The organism is Paraburkholderia aromaticivorans (genome assembly GCF_012689525.1).
GTDB classification, from domain to species: Bacteria; Pseudomonadota; Gammaproteobacteria; order Burkholderiales; family Burkholderiaceae; genus Paraburkholderia; species Paraburkholderia aromaticivorans_A.
Genome location: NZ_CP051515.1, coordinates 3,300,656 through 3,319,874, shown reverse-complemented (window position 1 = coordinate 3,319,874; position 19,219 = coordinate 3,300,656). Strand labels below are relative to the sequence as shown.

The window sequence follows — 19,219 nt, the reverse complement described above, 5'->3', positions numbered from 1 at the left end:
TGGGTTGTCGTGAATGGATGCGTTTGCGTGGACTTTAGGTCGAGCGCGAACCGCCATCATACAGGCGGTCGGCGGCGTCAGACGTCGATTGCGCCGAAAGAAACGGAGATCCGCTGGCGGCCGTCAAGCACCGTCTAGCCAATGATCTTCAGATGCTCAGCCAGGATCGTGCTGCCAATACCGATCAGCATGACGCCACCCGCCAGCTCCGCACGTCTGCCCGCCACATGCCCGATGACGCGGCCGAGCATCACACCGATCGTGACCATCGCCATGGTGGCGAGACCGATCGCGGCGGCCGTGGAATAGATGTTGACGTCCACGAAAGCGAGGCTCGCACCGACCGCCATGGCGTCGATACTCGTGGCAAAGCCGGTCAGCGCCAGCAACCAGAATGAATGAGTCGACGGTTTCGTCTCCTCGATTTCCTTGTCGGCAAAGCTGTTGAACACCATGCGGGCGCCGAGGACCAACAGCAGCGAAAACGCGATCCAGTGATCCCATGCCGAGACGTATTGCGCTGCAGCTTTGCCGAGAAACCATCCGACCAGGGGCGTCAGCGCTTCGATGACGCCGAAGATGAGTCCCGTCCTGACAGCCTCGCGCCAATGAGGGCGATTGAGCGTGGCGCCTTTGCCGATTGCGGCCGCAAAGGCGTCGGTGGACATGGCGAAAGCAAGGAACAGCGTTGCGACAGGATTCATGAGAGGAGGGCTCGAGGTCGGGCGGAAAACCGCGACACACCGCCGCGCCCGACCGGTCGCGTAGTGTGTCGATGGTCTTGCCAACCAAAGGGCTACCTGCACCACGGTCTGCGCGACCGAGCATGTTGATGCAGGCGCTTCTGGGTAGAAGCCGGCTACTCCCCAAAGACAGGTGCGAGCATACCATGACGAAAGGCTTATGTAATGCTGCCTGCGCCGTGCATGCGTGCCCACGAAATAAATCTGTCGCTACTTCACGTATGAGTAGCGTGGCAAACGGCCGATGGTATATGTTGAATTAGTGGCACACCGTCCTTCAGGAAAAGAGACAGGTCACGTTCGCGGAAGGCAGCGTACGCAAAAAAACATCAGAACAATATGAATGCGCGTTAGGCGTCAGGGCAATGGGACGCGCGTTCCTCGTACGGAAGTTGCTTCCTCGATGCTGACTGTTGCGTGGGACGCAGGCGACTCCTCGAAAAAAACGAGGCCTGATAAAAGCATGAATCGGTTCCGCACGTGCACCGGCCCAGGCCTTATGTTGCACCGCGAGAACGCGAAACTGGAGCGAGACATGAGCCAGTCAGTATCCGCCGCGCCCGATGCGGGCAATTCCGGCGGGCGCGGGCATCACCGCCCGGCGATGCCTGCACTCGCGCTTGCAGCATTGGGTGTGGTGTATGGCGACATCGGCACCAGCCCGCTGTACACGCTGCAGACGGTGTTCGATCCCGCCAACGGACTGTCGCTCAACGCGCTGAATGTGGTCGGCATCGTGTCGCTGATCGTCTGGTCGCTGATCGTCGTCGTCTCGCTCAAATACGTCACGTTGATTCTCCGCGCGAACAATCACGGCGAGGGCGGCATTATGGCGCTGCTGGCGCTGGCTGCGTCGTCGGTCGCGGCGCGGCCGCGCTTGCGCCATACGTTGCTGGGCATCGGCATCATGGGCGCCGCGCTCTTTTACGGCGACAGTGTGATTACGCCGGCGATCTCGGTGTTGAGCGCGGTCGAAGGTCTCGAAGTGGCCGCACCGTTTCTCAAGACCTGCGTGATTCCCGTGACGCTGGTTGCGCTGGTCACGCTGTTCCTGGTGCAGAAGCGTGGCACGGCCGGCATCGGCATCGTGTTCGGGCCGGTGATGGTGCTCTGGTTCATCGTGCTTGCCGTGGTGGGCGTCGTCAACATGATGCGGGCGCCCGCGATTCTCGTCGCGCTCAACCCGCTCACGGGGCTGGCGTTCTGCCTGCATCATCGGTGGCTGGCGTTCGTTGCTTTGGGCGCGGTCGTTTTGTCGTTGACCGGCGCGGAAGCGCTGTATGCCGACATGGGACATTTCGGCGCGAAGCCGATCCGGCTAACGTGGTTCGGCCTCGTGTTTCCCGCACTCGCGCTGAACTATCTGGGGCAGGGCGCGTTGCTGCTCGCCGATCCGGGCGCGCTGCAAAATCCGTTCTACAAACTGTTTCCGCAATGGGCGCTGTATCCGATGATCGTGCTCTCGACGGTCGCGACCGTGATCGCGTCGCAAGCCGTTATCTCGGGCACGTATTCGATGACGAAGCAGGCGATGCAACTCGGCTTTCTGCCGCGCATGAACGTCGTCTACACGTCGGAAAGGGAGATGGGGCAAATCTACGTGCCAGGCATCAACTGGACGTTACTGGCCGCCGTCGTGGCCGCTGTGCTCGGCTTCGGTTCATCCACGGCGCTCGGTTCCGCGTACGGTATCGCCGTTACCGGCACGATGCTGATCACGACCATCCTGACGTTCTTCGTCATTCGCTATGCGTGGCACTACAACTGGCTGCTATGCGTGTTTGCGACCGGTTTCTTCTTCGTGATCGACGCGGCGTTCTTCTCCGCGAACCTGATGAAGCTCATGCAAGGCGGCTGGTTCCCGCTTCTGGTCGGGCTGATTATCTATACGATCATGGCGACCTGGGGACGAGGCTGGGAGATGATGCGTGCCGAAGCGCGCGTGAGAGCCGGGACGACGCCGCTCAAGCCTTATCTGGCGACGCTGCTGAAGGAATCGCCCATGCGATGCGGTGGCACGGCGATCTTTCTGTCGCCCGATCCTGACGGTGTGCCGCATTCGTTGATCAACAATCTGATGCATAACCGCGTGCTGCACAAACGCGTCGTCTTCGTGACGGTGAACAACGAGGAGATACCGTGGGTGCCTGCCAGTGAACGTGTGAGCGTGCATCCACTCGATTCGGAGTGCTACCAGGTCACGATCACGTATGGTTTCATGGATGAAGTCGATCTACCGCGTGCACTTGAAGTTTGCAAGGCGTACGGTTTGGCATTCGAGCCGGCGGAGACTTCCTACTTCCTGAGCCGTGCGACCCTGGTGCCCACGCGTGATAGCGGCATGGCGATGTGGCGAGAGCGTTTGTTCTCCGTCATGTTGCATAACGTGGGTAACGTCGCGGCTTATCTGAAGCTGCCGGCCAATCGAGTAATTGAGTTGGGGGCACGGGTAGAGATTTGAGGATTACCTAAGAACGCGAGCAAAAGCTTTGTCCGCGGGCGAGAGAGAATCAAATATTCACTTTGCTTTTAATTCGGAATACACTGAATTTTCTATTTCCCTTTACCCTACCCCGCTAGTCTTCAGTAACAGATGTTTTTGTCGTGCTCCGCGAGCCGAAGCAAACTGAGTCGGCTCGTGCCCAACACCATTTGAACGGGACGACTCATCATGGCTGATACGAGCTACATGGCACGAAAATCCGTCGCCGATATTGTAGGAAGCGCCGACGCGGATGAAGGCCACGCACTATCGAAATCACTCGGCGCCACCAGCATCACCGCGATGGGCATCGGCGCCATCATCGGCGCCGGCATCTTCGTTCTGACGGGCACCGCCGCAGCGCAATTCGCCGGCCCGAGCATCATCTTGTCGTTCGTACTCGGCGGCATTGCGTGCGCGTTCGTCGGCCTCTGCTATTCGGAACTGGCTGCGATGTTGCCGGTATGCGGCAGCAGTTACACCTACACCTATGCCACGCTGGGTGAAATATTCGCGTGGATCATCGGCTGGGACTTGATCCTCGAATACGCGATGGGCGCCGCCACGGTCGCGGTCGGATGGTCCGGTTATATCGTGAGCTTGCTGCATAACGTGGGGATCAATATCCCGCCCGTTCTAGCGACCGCACCCGGCACCGTCATCAAGCTAGCCGATGGCACCACCGCGACAGGCATCGTCAATCTGCCCGCGGTAGTGATCATCGCCATTCTTACCACCATGCTCGTGCTCGGTACGAAGGAATCCGCGCGGCTCAACAACGTCATGGTGGCGGTCAAGCTGGTGGTGGTGGTGGCTTTTATCGCGATCGGCGTGTTCTTCATCAAGCCGGCGAACTGGCATCCGTTTATTCCCGCGAATACCGGCGAGTTCGGTAACTTTGGCATGAGCGGGATTCTGCGTGGCTCGGCCGTGGTGTTCTTTGCGTTCATCGGCTTCGATGCGGTCTCCACCGCGGCGCAGGAAGCGAAAAAACCGCAACGGGACATGCCGATCGGTATTCTGGGGTCGCTGATCATCTGCACGATTTTGTACATCCTCGTTGCGGGGGTACTCACTGGGCTCGTGCCCTACGCTGAACTGAATGTTCCTGATCCGATCGCGAAGGGTGTGGATGCCATCGGTATGAACTGGTTCTCGATTCTGATCAAGATCGGTGCGCTGACAGGACTGACCACGGTGATTCTCGTGCTGCTGTACGGGCAGAGCCGCATTTTCTTCACGATGTCGACGGATGGCTTGCTGCCGCCTCTTTTCGCGCGAGTTCATCCGCGTCTTCAGACGCCTCATTTGAGCCAGATTCTGATTGGTTCGATCGTCGCGATCGTGGCGGCGCTTACGCCGATCAGCGTGCTGGGAGAGATGGTCAGTATTGGCACTTTGTTCGCGTTCATTCTTGTGTGCGGCGCTGTGATTTATTTGCGGCGCAGTGACTCCGATGCTTCACGTCCTTTCAGGGTTCCTGCGGTGCCGATCGTGCCGATTCTGGGGATCCTGTTTTGCCTGTTGCTGATGGCTGGGCTGCCGCTCGTTACGTGGGTGCGGCTTGTCGTGTGGCTCGTGATCGGGATGACTATATATATGTCTTATGGCCGGAATCATTCGAAGTTGCGCTATCCGGAGCGGCATTAACAGAGCGGTGGCGCGGTATTGGCGCTACTGCGAGTATTTCTCACATATCGATGAAAAATGCTCGTTTGGTGGGTGAGGCCTGGCTTCGTAAACTGGGAGTGTGAGGTGTGGCCGCGGCGATGTTGTGGTGCGCCGTGGCTGCTCCTGGTTTATGAGGAGGTTTGTCGTGGATATGACCTTGTTTGAGATTCCGGCTGTGGTGGTGGTTTTGGGTATCGTTGTTGTGGTGGTGGTTAGGGCGTTTGCTTCGTCGCGTGTGGATGGTATTGATGTTTTTATGCGGCGGCATATGCCAGATGAGCGGCGGGGAAGTTAGAAGAGGTGCGGACGGACGAACCTGTCCGCAATTTTGTGGGCGACGACCTTGCCGCTCGCGTTAGCACAGAGCGCTACTATCCAGGCGGATGCAAGCGCGCCATGGCGCACGAATTGATGCGCTGTATCGCACCCAAACTGCGCCAAACGTTTGCGCGCTATTTCTGAATGTGAATTCGCATCTGTCAAGTAGTTGGCGAGGCAACTCCAAAAAATATTAATTTAAGCCGACGCCTACAAAAGTGACTGAAGTGCTAAAGTTCCCGCGCCCTTTGCCGAAAATAGAAAGTGATTGGATGCGCTACTTGAGAGGGAAGCGCTGGCCAGTTAAAAAATCAGGCGTAGCGATGGCGCGGTAAATAGAGAAGCGTCGTGACGTTGCTGCAATAAAACACTAGAACAATCAGATAGATGACCAAAAACATGCAAAAGGCAATTGTTGCTGCCGTATCAACGAGCCTGCTGATCCTGTCTATCGGGGCGAATGCTCAGGAATCGGCGACCGACGACCTCAACTCATGCGTTCGAAAAGAACAGATCGTGGCGACGGCAAAGGGAGCAGGCATCGGAGCATTGACTGGCTTCGCAGCGATGCTGGTATCGAACAAGAAGAACGACGCAGCGAAGGGTGCTGTCATCGGCGCCGCGGTCGGCGGCATGGCCGGATTCGCCACTGCGTACTACACGGCGATTGATACGTGCTACAAGAAGAATCCTTCCTGGGTTCCTGAATCCAGTATTCAGCACACCAAGTCGTTCGAGAAGGTCAAGAAAGAGCTCAAGTACAAAGCGAATCAGGGCGTCGTTGTGCGTGCCAACTCGGTCACCATTGACGGGCCGGTGAAGGCAGACGGACAAGCTGTCGTCAACAGCACTTTTGCATTGATGACGCCGGACGGCGCAGAGCGGTCGGTCGCGATCGACCGCAAGCTGTACGTGATTGGTGACGACGGCAAGGAAACCCTCGTTCTGTTCCCTGGCCACCCTACCGCCGAAGACCACACCTTCGAGCCCGGTGAGGTGGTGGACACTGTCCGCATCCCCATTCCTCACGATGCGAAGCCCGGTAGTCTCTATCGCGTCGAATTCAGTGTTGCCGCCGATAACAAGCCGGCCTCGGTGGTATCCGAAAAATTCCAGGTCTCACAATAACGGCGTGGAGCCCGGAGGTCCTTTGGACACCGGGCAAGAGTGTACGGGCCGCCAGTGCCAACTCTGTCTTCATTCCGACCACAGCACCCTGCAGGTCAACCAATCGTCCCTAACCGATGAAAATGTACGTCCAGCGCGCTCTGATCCTGGTAGGGGCTGCTTTGCTATCCGCATGCGCGGCAAGCAGTTTGCCAGGCTATCAGAACACCTATCACTCGTATAGCGTTCCGCAGAGTCTGGTTGACCGCATCAAAGACAAGTTCCACGCGCATGGGCTCAACCAGGCCTCGGTTGTGCGGGACAGCACCGGCAGAATGCAGCTTGTCGGAAGCTACCAGAACGAGGACGACGTCGACACGGCATTCACGATCGTGCAGTCGATCGTTGGCATGAAGTCGACATCGCCTATTTACCCGCAGAACATCAAGCAGAAGCGTTGGGAAACTGCGGCCGGAAAGGCGCTCGAAGCATTTGCGCGCGATGGTGGAGTGCGTTCGCAAGCGCCCGTCAAGCGAGCGATCGTCGTTGGCCTGAATCGTTTTGCCGATCCCTACATCCCGGAGATTCAGGGGCGAGACGATGCCATCGTCGTTCAGGATTACCTTAAACGCGCGGGCTATAACGTCACGACACTGCTAGACGAGCATGCGACAAAGGCGAACATAGAGAATGCGCTCAACACGCTCGACCGCACAGTGGGGCCGAACGATGACGTTTTCATCTACATCTCCAGTCACGGGACCGAGCCCGTGCCGACTCCGGGAGGTGCAGACCAGCGCAAGATGTCCATCATTGCATACGACTCGGTCAATCAAAAGACGATGGCGATGGGGGACACGACGGAAATCAAACTCTACGTGCAAAGCCATTCAGTGCCCGATACGCTGGTACAGAACGTCGCGCGTCGACCGAGCCATACAACGCGTGTCGTTATTGACACTTGCTACAGCGGCGACATGCTCGACGATGTCAAAGACGAGAGCACGGAGTACATCGTCAAGACCAACGGGGGTACGGCTGAGAAAGCGGGCATTTCACTCGCATCGTGGACAACCTCGGCTTTCACTTCCAAAGGAATTCAATTTGCTGGTGACTCCGGCGAGCAAGCCGGTGGCAGCCAAAGCAAACCGGTACGAACTGTTATCGACAGAAATCGTAACGGCTACACCATTATTACTGCAACGAGCCCAAACCAACGCTCATGGGGGCCGTCAGCGGGTCACACGTTCGTCAATCCGGTCGGCGGGCAGCCTCTTAACGGTTCTTTCTTCACCCAGTCACTGTTTGCCTACCTCAAAACAGATGGCGGCAAGTTGGGGCCCGCCTTCCGTCAAGCGCAGGACTTTACGTCTCGCAAGGCAATCGAGGCATCGAAGGGCACGGAGAGCCAGAATCCTCGCCAGTTCTCAACAATCCCGGATGACCAGAACGCCGTCAACTGATAGGCGACACCGGTTTCAAAATTCAAGATACAGGAGAGAAAACATGCGATATCCGTTGATCGCACTGACCGTCGCTGCGATGGCCACGCATGCGTTTGCCGAGGAAGCCTACACCGCCAAGTCTCTTTTCTTCTCAGCGAACGACTCAGTCGTCGCGGTTAGCACAGCGAAGGCTGGTGATAGCACGCTTGACACCGCAGTGGCCTCGGCTAACGCCTCCTCGACCGCAGCGACGACCCCGGCAGCGGCGGTCGTGAAGGTGGCGCAAAAGAAGAAGCGCCCGTCTTCGCAACTGGGCGCCAGCTACTTCGTCAGGCTCAAAGATCAGGATGGGACGACGCATGATGTCCTGACCCGCCGCGTTTTTCACAGCGGCGAAAAGTTTCAACTCGGCGTGAAGGTGAACCGTCCGTCCTACGTCTATATCCTTAACGAAGCGCCGGACGGCACGATTACGCAAATTTATCCGCAACCTTCCCAGGATAACTTCGTGGATGCCATGGGGGTGGTCTTCTTCCCTGCGAAAGGCGCGTTCCAGTTTGACGACAAGCCAGGCATGGAAAAGCTGATGGTGTATCTGTCGCCTGAGCGCGCGCACGACGACATCACGCGTCGCGTGCGAACAGTGGCACCCGACCTGGTGACGAGCCCAATGCAGAAAACGGCAGATTCCGGATCTTGTCCCGCTGCTCCGGTCGTAGCGGCTGCTTCCACGTCGGACTCACCGGCTACTACGGATACGTCGCTTACAGCATCAGCCGGACCCGTTGCTTCGGATGCAGCTCCAATGCAGTTGGCCAGTGTGTCGTCGGATTTTGCCTCGAAGGGTATCAATTTCGCTCCCGACTCGCCTGCCGGCTGTGCTCCGAAAGTCGCGCAGGCAGATTCGTCCGCCTATGCATCGAAGGGAATCGTCTTTAGCGATGACCAGTCTCCGGCACCCGGCCAGCAGGTTGCTTCATATGTTGTGAAGAACACCACCAAGACTGATTCGGCGCTGTTTCTGAAAATCAACCTCGCGCACCAGTAACACCCGGATTTGCTCGAGGAATATGCCTCCGCGAATTGCACTGAGATACTGAGATACGAAAGACATGGAACATAACCATCTGATTATCGGCCTGGGCGGATCGGGCGGCAAAATCATCCGCCATCTGCGTAAGACGATCGAGCGAAATAAGGACGCGCAGGGGAACAGCCCGTCGGCGGCGCAGTTTGAGTACCTGTACGTCGATACGTCGAGCGACGAAATCGACAAGCACGACGAGTGGAAGGTCTTGGGCAAGGAGATCGACCTCGCCCGCAGCCAATACATCATCAACACGGCGAGCAGCGTTCGTGCTGCCCTTGACGACCCTGCGTCATTTCCGGGACTGCGAGACTGGATCGAGCCGCGTGGCATTTTCGACGTGTTGCAGGCTACTACGGCTGGAGCTGCGCAACGACGCAAGCTCGGTCGTGTTGTCTTTGCACAGAATGCGCCGCAATTCGTGAAGGCCGTTGAAGACCGGATGCGCGTGTTGCAACAAGGTCCTGGACGTGCTGGTGCAGTCATCCACGTAGTCTGCGGCCTCGCTGGCGGGACGGGAAGTGGGTCGGTGGTGGACGCAATCGCTCTGCTCCGCAACAAGTATCCCAATCCCGAGCAGCATCGGATCCTCGTGTACGCACTGCTTCCCGAGAAGGATTCGCGGCGTGTGCGTGACGTGGCTGGCGTCTCGCCGTATTACGCGAACGGATACGCGGCCCTGGCCGAGCTGAATGCAATGGCTGTAGGCAAATATCATCCGGCGAACCTGCTGGACGGGTCGCCTATGGCGCATGACGTCTATTTCAATGGTTGCTATCTGGTCAGCAACCTCAATCAGAACAACATCCAGTTCGACGTCGATAGCGAGCTTCCCCGTATCGTTGGCGAGTTCATTTTCCAGAAAACCCTGAACAAGGAGTGGGAAGGTCTTGGGCGTGCCGAAAAGGGCGAGAACGACATCAAGAACTTCGAAAGTGAAGAAGACGGAAAGGCGCGTGCCAAGCTGTTTCTGTCGTTCGGCGTCGAGCGGATCGTTGTTCCGGAGCAGGAGATCAAGGAGTATCTGGCGTACGGTTTCGCCGAACAGGCAACTCGTCAGTTGATGTTCAATAACTTCCGTCAGGGTGAGGGTTACGCAAACGAACCGGTTCAGAAGGACTGGAATAGTGAGGCGAGGAAACCCGATGCCTTGCAGAGCATGCTACTCAGCGACCAGCACCTGACGCTTGAGGTTGGCATTCTCGAAGACGATGCGAAGAACGCCGGATGGAAACCCGCGAAGGAATTCTGGAAGCAGGTGGTGAGCGTCGTGGCTCCCGAAGTGCGCAACGATCCGACGCTTGAACAGACGACCTGGGCAGCTGCATTGAATACCCGACTGGCCAAGGTATTCGACGAGACCTACCGAAAGCTCGGCGGCGTGCGCAAGTTCTATGAGATCAAGGGTAACGCTCGCCTTGAGATGGCCCGCCACATCGCGCGTCAGGTCGAGAAAGACCTTTTCGCACGGTGGAAAATTGGCACGCATTCGCTGATGCAATTGCGCCAGTTCACTGACGCGATCATTGCGTTGCTCGATGAGCGTCTCTCGGTGCTCGCTGAAGAAATCACGAAAGCGCCTGCAACGCTGGCAGTCGTCCAGCAAAACGTTGAGGAACTGCTGACGCAGTTCAACAAGGTGGGGTTCTTCGGTCAACACTTGACGGACAAACGCGGTGCGTTGTTCGCCGACATTGCTGCAAGACACCAGGACCTTTACACGCTCCGTACGCTCTACGAAGGTCAGAAGTTCGCTGTGAGCCTGATTCCCTTCATCAAGGACGAACTGACGACGCTGCGCGGTCACATCGACGGCATGCATCAGACCCTCGCGGCGGCAACTGAAAAGGTGCACGACGAGCAGGCGGCAAGGTTGGCGGGAGCCGATTCCGCCTATCAGCAGCGGATTTTTGACCGTGGCGCGATCGCCAGCATCATGAAGGCTGTGATCGTTGACGAACAGAGTCAGGTCACACGTACGCAGAAGGTCCGTCAGTCCGTGATCGATCTTGCAGGAACGGAGGTGGATTCGTTCGACAGGCTGGTCCGCGGAATTTCTCTTGGTGCGATCATTTCAACGATTTCGCAGACATCTGCAACTATCGTGGAAATGGCGCACGCAGAAATTTCCAAGAGTCTGACGCCTGTGTTGCAGGTCAATATCGTTGAGCGACTCCAGAAGCAATACGATGCCAACCCGAATGCCTTGAAGGCGTTCGTGTCCGAGTTGTACGAGAAGTCGGGGACGATGATCCAGTACAACAAGACGGAGGTCGATCGGTCGGTCGCCAACAACGCGGGTGGAACGCGCGGCACATCGAACACGGTTGCCGTGTTCCTGCCGGAGTGCGAAAGCCAGAAAGACTTCCACGCGACGTTGACGAAGCTGTTCGAGGAACAGAAAGATCCGGCGTCCGATACGGTTGTGGCGCCAGGAAAGCTGTCGAACGAGATTGTGATACTCAAAATCGCCTCGTTGATGCCGGTACGGTTCATCGAATCGTTGGCTATGATGAAGCGGCACTACGACGGCTTGCTCGCGGACTTCAACGAGTCCCATCTTCTGCACAGCCAGGGTGACGGAAAGAAACTTCCTCCGCTTTATGCGCGGTCGACGGCCGAAGTCAGCGCGCAAGCGAAGCGCAAACCCGTCCTGCTGGTGGCCCGTCTGATGAACCTCATCAAGGAGCGTCAGAACAGGACAACAGGCGAGCAGGAGTGGGCTTTCATCTATAAGGCCAATGGACTTCCCGCGTCCAAGGTCCTGCGTGGTTCTACCTGGCAGTCGGTTATCGACGAGGATCACTCTGCTGAGTTGCAGGGCATGATCGAGCGCGAAGTAAGCCGAAAGGTCGACGCTGAGTTGAAACACAAGGATGACAAGCAGAAGCTTTTCGAAGAGTACATCGACTTCGCGACTGCGCGCTTCAACGAAGCGGGCGAGGACGACCAGGACGCCGAATATCTGGCAATTAGCGCGATGCAGAAGCCGGTGCGGGAAATCATTGGCCTGCCTGCAGTCGCTGAGTAACCGTCTGCATTAACTGAATCGTAGGTGTAACCATGCCAAACTATAAATGTCCCACCGTCGGTGACTGCGACCGAGCGAATGCGCGTGAAGTGTTTGTTCGTTTGCCCGGTGAAGACTTGAAGTGCCCCGAATGCTCGACTTTGCTGGTGTCGGAGGTTGCAGGAACGAAAACGGGGCCCAATAAGAAGCTGGTCGCCGCGGGTGTTGGCGCGGCAGTCGTTGTGATTATCGGCGCTGTCAGCGGTGGCTTGTATTACAAGAAGTCGCACTCCGCAAGTCCCGATGCAGTTGTGTCAGCTCAGGCTGCTACGGCTTCGGCCGTCGTGGCCGCGGCTGCACCTGCGAGCGCGCCGCCACAGTCGGCATCCGTTGGAATCTCCCCGTCTGATGCGGATATCACTGCCCAACGCAAAGATAGTGATGCAAAGCTCTCGAACGGAGACGCATCGGGCGCCGAGTCGGCAAGCAACCAGGTGGCTGCCAAGGAGATGGTCAAGGTCGCCATTGCCCAGATGTCTCAGGGGAAGCTTGATGATGCCGAGAAAGAACTGAGCGATGCTGCCGCTCGCGATCCGAAGCAGTCGCTGGTCTACTACAACATGGCAGTGCTGAGGCTGAAGCAAGGCCGTACAGACGACGCGTTCAAGGAACTGGAAGCCAGTTTTCTGAACGGATTCTCGTACTTCGACGAGATGCAGAAGGACCCCGATCTCGACGCTATCCGGAACGACCCACGCTTCACGGCGTTGATCAAAAAGTATCGTACGACGACGTGAACATCTCCGGTTATCGGCGAGGCGCCGCGCTGTTCGCGGCGTTAGCAATTGTCTGCGGATGTTCGAAATCCGTCGGGCCGTCGATCATCGGCCACTGGCACGCTGAACGCGTTGCTTTCGATAGCGTGCAGTTGCCGGTTGGCCTTGATATCGTAGTGTCCAGCACGCAGATCGTCAGTCCCGATACGGGGGCAAGCCTTCCGATCAAAGGTATTGCGGGAAAGACGGATGCTGTGACGATCGATTTGTCGTACGGCGTCGGACTTACGTTTTACTTCGATGGCCCTGACCGGATGTATCTGAAGATACCTCTTGTTGGACCCATCTACTATCGTCGCGTCGGCGAGGACGTTCACGCATCGGCGCTGCTGGCTAACGCTGCAGAGACTTCGGCAAATGGGTCCGCCTCCGCGACGCAAGCTTCGGAGTTGAGTAAGCAGTCGGCAGACGTGGAAGTAAAAGGGCGCGAACCGAAAAGCGTGAGTGCCGAACCTCCCGAAGTTATATCCGGTGCTCCGCGTTATCGCGTTGGTCAGTCAACCGTTTCGCCTTCTGTGGGCATGGACAAAGTCGCGACTGGAGGCGGGGCCGCGCAGGCACAGCTCGCGTTAGTCGCAGCACACGACGGCGACTATGATGCCGCCATCAGTCGGCTTGGTGATGCGTTCAAGTCAGGTTATCGAGGGTTTGCTTTTCTTGACAGCGCCCCGGAATTAAGCGGCTTGAGGGATGATGTACGTTACCGTGCTCTGGTTGCCCGGTACCGCTGAAATAGGAGTAGCACGTTTCGACAAGCTGGCGATTTTCCGGCGGGGCAGGCGGGCCGCAAGCGATGCGACGGCGATGCGCTCCATTCTGATTTAGAGGACGTAACGGGTATGAGCGTCACGACCCAGGGAGTGAAGTCTCTTCCAAAAAAGGTACTGAAGGTTCACGACTTACTGGCCGATAGCACACTGGCCATTCCGCAGTACCAGCGTCCTTACAAGTGGACTCGGCTGCACGTGACCCAGTTATTCTGCGACATCGCGCAGCATCACCAAATCAGCCTATTGGTTGGGGACGGTGGTGCTCCATCACGATCATAAAGAGAACAAAAACAATATCGTAGATGGACAGCAGCGCACCATCACGCTGCTGCTGATCGTGCATGCACTGATCAAGCGCCGGCTGCCAGCGCTTCAAAATAAACATCTGAGAGCTCAGTTGGAGAATCTGAGATCAGGTATGTTTCAGCCGTCGTTTTCCAGCGACACCTCGCAACAGAACATCTGGACCAACTACTGCGAGATCGAGCGCGCGGTTAGTCGCCCGGAGTTTGCTGAGGCGCACGTCGATTTCGTGCTCAACCGTTGTGAAAAGACCTTACGCCGAATCGGCAAACCGCGCCGGCCTACGCCTCGGCGCTCTTTTCCGACTGACCTCGGCGACAGTCGCCACAGCATCAGCCCGCTCCACAGCGCCGGGCGCGGCCTTAGGCCGATCCCCAACCGCTTTAAAGAATACTGTCCAACGCCTTGGCAAGCCTGGCGACCGCGCCTTCGACGTCATGCAGTTTGTCCAGGCCAAATAATCCGACGCGGAAGGTCTTGAAGTCTTCAGGCTCGTCGCATTGAAGGGGAACGCCAGGCGCGATCTGCAAGCCGGCATCGGCGAATTTCTTGCCGGATCGTATGCCGTCATCGTCCGTGTAGCTGACTACGACGCCCGGAGCCTGAAAACCTTCGGCCGCCACGCTTTTGAAACCCCTGGCACCCAGGAGTGAGCGAACGCGCGCGCCGAGTTCAAGCTGCTCCGCTCTCACTTTGTCGAAGCCGTATGCCTCGGTTTCCTTCATGACGTCGCGCAGCGTCGCGAGACTGTCCGTGGGCATCGTTGCGTGGTACGCGAACCCGCCGTTCTCGTAGGCTTCCATGATCTGCAACCATTTGCGGAGATCGCAAGCGAAACTGGTGCTAGTAGTTTCGTCGATTCTTTCGCGGGCAAGCGGACTAAGCATGACCAGCCCGCAGCACGGTGACGCGCTCCATCCCTTTTGCGGCGCGCTGATCAGGACGTCAACACCGCTCGCCTTCATGTCGACCCAGACCGTGCCGGAGGCAATGCAATCCAGTACAAACATGCCGCCGACGGCGTGCACAGCGTCGGCCACCGCGCGCAAATAGGCGTCCGGCAGCATGATCCCGGATGCGGTTTCGACATGTGGCGCGAAGACCAGATCCGGCTTGTTTTCCCTGATCGCAGCGACCACTTCTTCGATCGGTGGGGGTGCATACGCAGCCTGTCTCCCTTGTTCGACCGGTCGCGCCTTCAGCACGATCGATTCAGAGGGAATGCCGCCCATGTCGAAAATCTGCGACCAGCGAAAACTGAACCAGCCATTGCGGATGACCAAACACTTCCTGTTCGTCGCGAACTGCCGGGCGACGGCTTCCATGCCGAAAGTCCCGCTGCCCGGGACGACAACGGCCGACTTTGCGTTGTAGACTTTTTTCAGGGCGTCGGAAATATCGCGTACGACTCCTTGAAAGAGTTGCGACATGTGATTGATTGATCGGTCGGTGTAAACGACTGAATATTCGAGGAGTCCCTCGCGGTCGACATCGGGAAGTAAGCCTGGCACGTTTGTCTCCGGTTATAGACGAGTATAAGGATCGAAAACAGATTCTAACGAAAGCCACTTGCAACGGCATCGGCCGAGACGCCTCCGTTACCCATCCAGCAAGTTCCGGCATGGACCAGCCGTCGAGTCACGCCGGTTGTGAATGCTCCGGTGGCAACAATCGGCGCGATCGTGAACCTTCGCCGGAGCGTGGTTTCACAATGAAACGCCCATCTTTCTTGTGGGAGTGTGCCATGAAGACCGAACAATCCCGTGAGACCTTGATCCGACAGTCTACGGCACACATTCGATGCGCCGTACGAAGGCAAACTTGATTTACAAACGCACAAAGAACCTCAGAGCCGTCAAGTTGCCGCTCGGCCATAGCAAGATTGAAAGCAGAATCAGGTACCTTGGCATCGAAGACGATGACGCGCTTGAGATCGGAGCAGACTGCACTCTGGTCCGGTGTGTGCTGGCCGCACGAATCGATGTTGCGGCGGGGTTCGTGCCGACTAAAGCCGCCGAGCGGCGTGTTCTCCGTCCAACACCGCCGGGTCGTCTGCGGCGTCGCGTAGATCATCAAGGTCGCGGCCGCGCGTCTCCGGCGTGTAGTAGGTCGTCACCACGCCGATCAGGCTCAGGATCGCCACGTAGGTTGCAAGCGGAATCCACGCCAGGATCCTGCCTTGCGCGCCGCCCCAGTGCGTCGTCGCCCAGGCGATGATCGATGCGCCGATGAGCGGCGCCACACCGCCAGCGACGACGGCTGACACCTCACGGCCCACCGCGACGCCGGCATAGCGGTGTTGCGCGCCGAACAGTTCTGGAAGCAGCGCGCCCTGAGTGGCAAACATACCCCAGACGCCGGCCAGCGCGACGCACAGCATGGCGATGCTTGCGGTTGCATTGCCCTGGCTCAGCACCCACCAGGTCGGATAGGCCAACAGGAGTTGATACAAAGCGAAGGCACGGTAGACGGGAATTCGTCCAAACCGGTCGCTCACCATGCCGGTAAGCGGAATGACGACGGCCCCTGTCGCGCCGGCGAGCAGCAGCGCGACCGGCCCGATCGGTCCTTTGAGGCCAGTCGCTGTCACGATGTAGCTGATCGCGAGCGACTGATAGATCGACGAACCGCCATTCTCCGCCATCCGCATGCCGATGACCTTGAGGAGCGTCGGCTTCGAATGCTTGATGAGGTGTTTCAACGGACTGTCGTTGACCTGCTGGCGGGCTTCGAGCTTGGTGAACGACGGCGACTCCTTGAGCTTCAGCCGGATCCAGATCGCCACAGCAACAATGACGACGCTCAGCAGAAACGGCACGCGCCAGAGCCAGCTTTGCGAAATGTCCTCGACGCGCACCAGCGCGAAGTAGATCGCGGCCGCCATCACTGTCCCGAGCAGCACGCCCATGAACGGCAAAGCCGCAAAGTATCCACGACGTTTTGCCGGTGCATACTCGGCCATCAGCACGGCCGCTCCCGCCTGCTCCGCGCCCGCGCCGAGTCCTTGCAACAAGCGGCAGCCGACCAGCAGGATGGGCGCCCAGACACCGGCGGTCGCGTAGGTGGGCAGCAGGCCGATCAGCGTGCTCGCCACGCCCATCAGCAGGATCGTCGACATCAGGACGAATTTGCGTCCATAACGGTCGCCTAGCGTACCGAAGACAATGCCGCCCACAGGCCGGATCGCGAAACCGAGGAAGTAGGCGCCGAAGCTAGCGATCAGCCCGATGCCCGGGTCGCTCGACGGGAAAAACAGCGGTCCGAAAATCAGCGCCGATGCAAGGTTATACAGCGCAAAGTCGTAGTATTCGAGCGCACTGCCGATGGATGCGGCCCACGCCGCGCGGTACAGGTCAGCGGTCGTGACCTCGTGCTTGCCGACGACTGCGTCGCTGTGAGCGGCACTCGGGGCAGCGGCAACGGTTTGGTGGTGCTTCATTTCGTCTCCTCCAGTTTGGATGCCGCTTCGGGTCACGTCGTGATCCGCACGGCTCATTCCGCATCGTGGCGCGGGAGCGCCGCCTGTGGCCAAATCTGCCAAGGCGAGATCCGCCCTTGTCTTGTCGCAAGGTGCTGGATCTCCGGTTCCGTTCTACTGTTTCGTCACTACTTGCCCTCCTCGCCGACCCGCTCTATCTCGTCGAGCAAGGCCGTGCTCATCGCGTCGATTGGCGCCTCCTTGCCGGTGTACAGTTCGACCTGTCCGCAGAACTGATGCAGCAGCATCCGAGTCCCGTCGACCACCCGGCAACCGAGGGCGGCGGCTTCGCGTATCAGCTTCGTCCGCACGGGAATGAAGGCGGCGTCCATCACGAACAGATGCGGAGCAAGCTGTCCGGCGTGCAAGGGATTGACGTCCGGCGCGCGGAAACCGGCGGCCGTCGCATTGACGACGCCATCGAACGCGGCGGGATCGAAGTCGCCCAGATCGCCGCCGAAAGCGAGGCCGAAGTCGCGGGCCAAGTCCTGTCCACGCGACGCGGTGCGATTGAACACGGTCACCTGGGCGCCCGCTCGTTGCACACCCCAAGCGATCGCGCGAGCTGCCCCGCCCGCGCCGAGCAGCGCGATCCGGCGGCCTTGCAACGGCGTCGCCTCTTCGAGCGCGCGCACGGCGCCCGCGCAGTCCGTGTTGTAACCGGTGAGCCACCCGTCGCGGTTATCGATCGTGTTCACCGCGCCGATTTCGCGCGCGGTTTCATCGAGTGCATCAAGATGCGCCATGACGGTCTGCTTATGCGGCATCGTGACATTCAGTCCGCGAATGCCTAGCGTACGCATCGCCTTGACCGCGCCGGCAATGTCGTCGACGCCGAAGCTGACGAACGTATAGTCCACGCCGAGCACCCGATAAGCGGCGTTGTGCACCTTGACGTTGAATGTGAACGGCTGCCCGGCAAGCGAGCCGCAAAGCGTTGGAATCGAATGGGGCATGGTCGCTTTATATCTTCGAGAGATCGAACGCGGAGATGGCCGCTTCACCATCGAGCACGCGCAGCAGGTTGTCGGTTGCGAGCTCGGCCATCGCGCGCCGCGTCTCGTGCGTTGCCGATCCGATGTGCGGGAAAGGCGTGACCTTCGGATGCGTGCGCAGCGGCGAATCCTGCGCCAGCGGTTCGACCGCGAACACGTCGAGGCCGGCGGCTCGCAAGTGGCCGCTATCAAGCGCGGCGAGCAGCGCGTCTTCGCGCACGATCGCGCCACGCGAGCCGTTCACGAAGATCGCGCCCGCCTTCATCGATGCGAATGCCTTTGCGTCCATCAGGCCGCGCGTCTCGTCGGCAAGCGGCAGCGTCAACGCGACGATGTCCGCGCGCTCGAGCACTTCATCGAACGACGCGCGCACTGCGTGCCCGGCGAGCGTTGCCGGCACTTGCACGTCGAACGGATCGTGGAACACCACCGGCATGTCAAACCCTAACGCAGCGCGCCGGGCCACCGCCTGCCCGATGCGGCCGAAGCCCAGCACGCCGAGCGTCTTGCCATGCACGTCCCAGCCGAACAGGTCTTCGCCGATGTTGCGTGTCCATCGGCCGTCGCGCACATGGTTGGACAGCTCGACCAGACGCCGCGACGCCGCGATGATCAGCGCGAACACGGTGTCGGCCGTGGTCTCGGTCAGCACGCCCGGGGTGTGGCATAGGGTGATGCCGCGCTGCTTCAGGTAAGCGAGATCGTAGTTGTCGACCCCCACCGAAATGCTCGAAATCACCCGCAGACACGGCGACTGGGCCAGTTCCTCCTCGCCCAGCCTGAAGCTCGAACCGATCAGGCCGTCCGCGTCGTGCAGTGCCTCACGAAAACGCGGCAGTTCTTCGGCGCGTCTCGGGTCGGCAACGGTGACGTCGTGCTGCGTCCTGATCCGCTCGAGCAGATCATCTGGAACCTTGCGAAAAACGACGACCTTCCTGCGTGCTTTGCTAGTGGATGACATGCTCGTTGTCCTC

Annotated in this window: 15 protein-coding genes, 1 pseudogene and 1 riboswitch; of the genes and pseudogenes, 11 read left to right on the top strand and 5 right to left on the bottom strand. The window is 58.8% G+C overall.

What is annotated here, in order from left to right; translation table 11 throughout:
* Window positions 1-134: 134 nt before the first annotated feature.
* Window positions 135-704 (bottom strand): manganese efflux pump MntP, encoded by a 570-nt coding sequence (gene mntP / locus HF916_RS26670; protein ID WP_168791728.1) that lies wholly within the window; start codon window positions 702-704, stop codon window positions 135-137.
* 9 nt (window positions 705-713) lie between these two features.
* A riboswitch (yybP-ykoY riboswitch) is annotated at window positions 714-880 on the bottom strand.
* 398 nt (window positions 881-1,278) lie between these two features.
* Between mntP and HF916_RS26665 the strand changes: the two genes are divergently transcribed.
* The 10 genes from HF916_RS26665 to HF916_RS52090 all read left to right on the top strand — a co-directional run bounded on the left by HF916_RS26665 (window position 1,279) and on the right by HF916_RS52090 (window position 14,253).
* Entirely contained in the window at window positions 1,279-3,204 is a 1,926-nt protein-coding gene (locus tag HF916_RS26665; RefSeq protein WP_168791727.1) for a potassium transporter Kup, read from the top strand.
* A 210-nt stretch (window positions 3,205-3,414) separates the two neighbouring features.
* Entirely contained in the window at window positions 3,415-4,875 is a 1,461-nt protein-coding gene (locus HF916_RS26660; RefSeq protein WP_168791726.1) for an amino acid permease, read from the top strand.
* Between the two features lie 166 nt (window positions 4,876-5,041).
* Complete coding sequence (locus HF916_RS26655) at window positions 5,042-5,191, top strand: hypothetical protein (protein ID WP_168791725.1); 150 nt, start codon at window positions 5,042-5,044, stop codon at window positions 5,189-5,191.
* A 410-nt stretch (window positions 5,192-5,601) separates the two neighbouring features.
* A complete protein-coding gene (locus HF916_RS26650; RefSeq protein ID WP_206001862.1) occupies window positions 5,602-6,342 on the top strand; it encodes a hypothetical protein in 741 nt (246 codons plus the stop codon).
* 116 nt (window positions 6,343-6,458) lie between these two features.
* The gene (locus HF916_RS26645; protein WP_168791723.1) at window positions 6,459-7,784 is read left to right on the top strand and encodes a caspase family protein; all 1,326 of its coding nucleotides are present in this window, start codon (window positions 6,459-6,461) and stop codon (window positions 7,782-7,784) included.
* Window positions 7,785-7,827: 43 nt separating this feature from the next.
* Complete coding sequence (locus tag HF916_RS26640; RefSeq protein WP_168791722.1) at window positions 7,828-8,814, top strand: DUF4384 domain-containing protein; 987 nt, start codon at window positions 7,828-7,830, stop codon at window positions 8,812-8,814.
* A gap of 64 nt (window positions 8,815-8,878) precedes the next feature.
* A complete protein-coding gene (locus HF916_RS26635; protein WP_168791721.1) occupies window positions 8,879-11,884 on the top strand; it encodes a tubulin-like doman-containing protein in 3,006 nt (1,001 codons plus the stop codon).
* Between the two features lie 32 nt (window positions 11,885-11,916).
* A complete protein-coding gene (locus HF916_RS26630; RefSeq protein ID WP_168791720.1) occupies window positions 11,917-12,660 on the top strand; it encodes a tetratricopeptide repeat protein in 744 nt (247 codons plus the stop codon).
* Window positions 12,657-13,430 (top strand): hypothetical protein, encoded by a 774-nt coding sequence (locus tag HF916_RS26625; protein WP_168791719.1) that lies wholly within the window; start codon window positions 12,657-12,659, stop codon window positions 13,428-13,430. Before HF916_RS26630 ends, HF916_RS26625 begins: the two co-directional genes overlap by 4 nt.
* A 295-nt stretch (window positions 13,431-13,725) precedes the next feature.
* Window positions 13,726-14,253 carry a hypothetical protein gene (locus HF916_RS52090; RefSeq protein ID WP_431311417.1) on the top strand — a complete coding sequence of 176 codons (528 nt, stop codon included), beginning with the start codon at window positions 13,726-13,728 and terminating at the stop codon, window positions 14,251-14,253.
* Here HF916_RS52090 and HF916_RS26615 read toward each other — a convergent pair.
* Window positions 14,156-15,283 carry an aminotransferase class V-fold PLP-dependent enzyme gene (locus HF916_RS26615; protein WP_168791717.1) on the bottom strand — a complete coding sequence of 376 codons (1,128 nt, stop codon included), beginning with the start codon at window positions 15,281-15,283 and terminating at the stop codon, window positions 14,156-14,158. The two genes, HF916_RS52090 and HF916_RS26615, sit on opposite strands and share 98 nt — an antisense overlap.
* A 259-nt stretch (window positions 15,284-15,542) precedes the next feature.
* Between HF916_RS26615 and HF916_RS51040 the strand changes: the two are divergent.
* A pseudogene (locus HF916_RS51040) lies at window positions 15,543-15,707 on the top strand (tyrosine-type recombinase/integrase); the annotation flags it as partial.
* A 70-nt stretch (window positions 15,708-15,777) separates the two neighbouring features.
* Here the strand turns inward: HF916_RS51040 and HF916_RS26610 are convergent.
* The 3 genes from HF916_RS26610 to HF916_RS26600 form a co-directional block, all read right to left on the bottom strand.
* Window positions 15,778-17,211 carry an MFS transporter gene (locus HF916_RS26610; protein ID WP_240975511.1) on the bottom strand — a complete coding sequence of 478 codons (1,434 nt, stop codon included), beginning with the start codon at window positions 17,209-17,211 and terminating at the stop codon, window positions 15,778-15,780.
* A 167-nt stretch (window positions 17,212-17,378) separates the two neighbouring features.
* Entirely contained in the window at window positions 17,379-18,206 is an 828-nt protein-coding gene (aroE, locus tag HF916_RS26605) for a shikimate dehydrogenase (RefSeq protein WP_168791716.1), read from the bottom strand.
* Between the two features lie 7 nt (window positions 18,207-18,213).
* Entirely contained in the window at window positions 18,214-19,206 is a 993-nt protein-coding gene (locus HF916_RS26600; RefSeq protein WP_168791715.1) for a 2-hydroxyacid dehydrogenase, read from the bottom strand.
* Window positions 19,207-19,219 lie beyond the last annotated feature (13 nt).

Bases quoted from the DNA above. Each gene is read 5' to 3' on its own strand.
- mntP (WP_168791728.1), bottom strand. From the start codon at position 704: ATGAATCCTGTCGCAACGCTGTTCCTTGCTTTCGCCATGTCCACCGAC.
- HF916_RS26665 (WP_168791727.1), top strand. From the start codon at position 1,279: ATGAGCCAGTCAGTATCCGCCGCGCCCGATGCGGGCAATTCCGGCGGG.
- HF916_RS26660 (WP_168791726.1), top strand. From the start codon at position 3,415: ATGGCTGATACGAGCTACATGGCACGAAAATCCGTCGCCGATATTGTA.
- HF916_RS26650 (WP_206001862.1), top strand. From the start codon at position 5,602: ATGACCAAAAACATGCAAAAGGCAATTGTTGCTGCCGTATCAACGAGC.
- HF916_RS26645 (WP_168791723.1), top strand. From the start codon at position 6,459: ATGAAAATGTACGTCCAGCGCGCTCTGATCCTGGTAGGGGCTGCTTTG.
- HF916_RS26640 (WP_168791722.1), top strand. From the start codon at position 7,828: ATGCGATATCCGTTGATCGCACTGACCGTCGCTGCGATGGCCACGCAT.
- HF916_RS26635 (WP_168791721.1), top strand. From the start codon at position 8,879: ATGGAACATAACCATCTGATTATCGGCCTGGGCGGATCGGGCGGCAAA.
- HF916_RS26630 (WP_168791720.1), top strand. From the start codon at position 11,917: ATGCCAAACTATAAATGTCCCACCGTCGGTGACTGCGACCGAGCGAAT.
- HF916_RS26610 (WP_240975511.1), bottom strand. From the start codon at position 17,211: ATGAAGCACCACCAAACCGTTGCCGCTGCCCCGAGTGCCGCTCACAGC.
- aroE (WP_168791716.1), bottom strand. From the start codon at position 18,206: ATGCCCCATTCGATTCCAACGCTTTGCGGCTCGCTTGCCGGGCAGCCG.
- HF916_RS26600 (WP_168791715.1), bottom strand. From the start codon at position 19,206: ATGTCATCCACTAGCAAAGCACGCAGGAAGGTCGTCGTTTTTCGCAAG.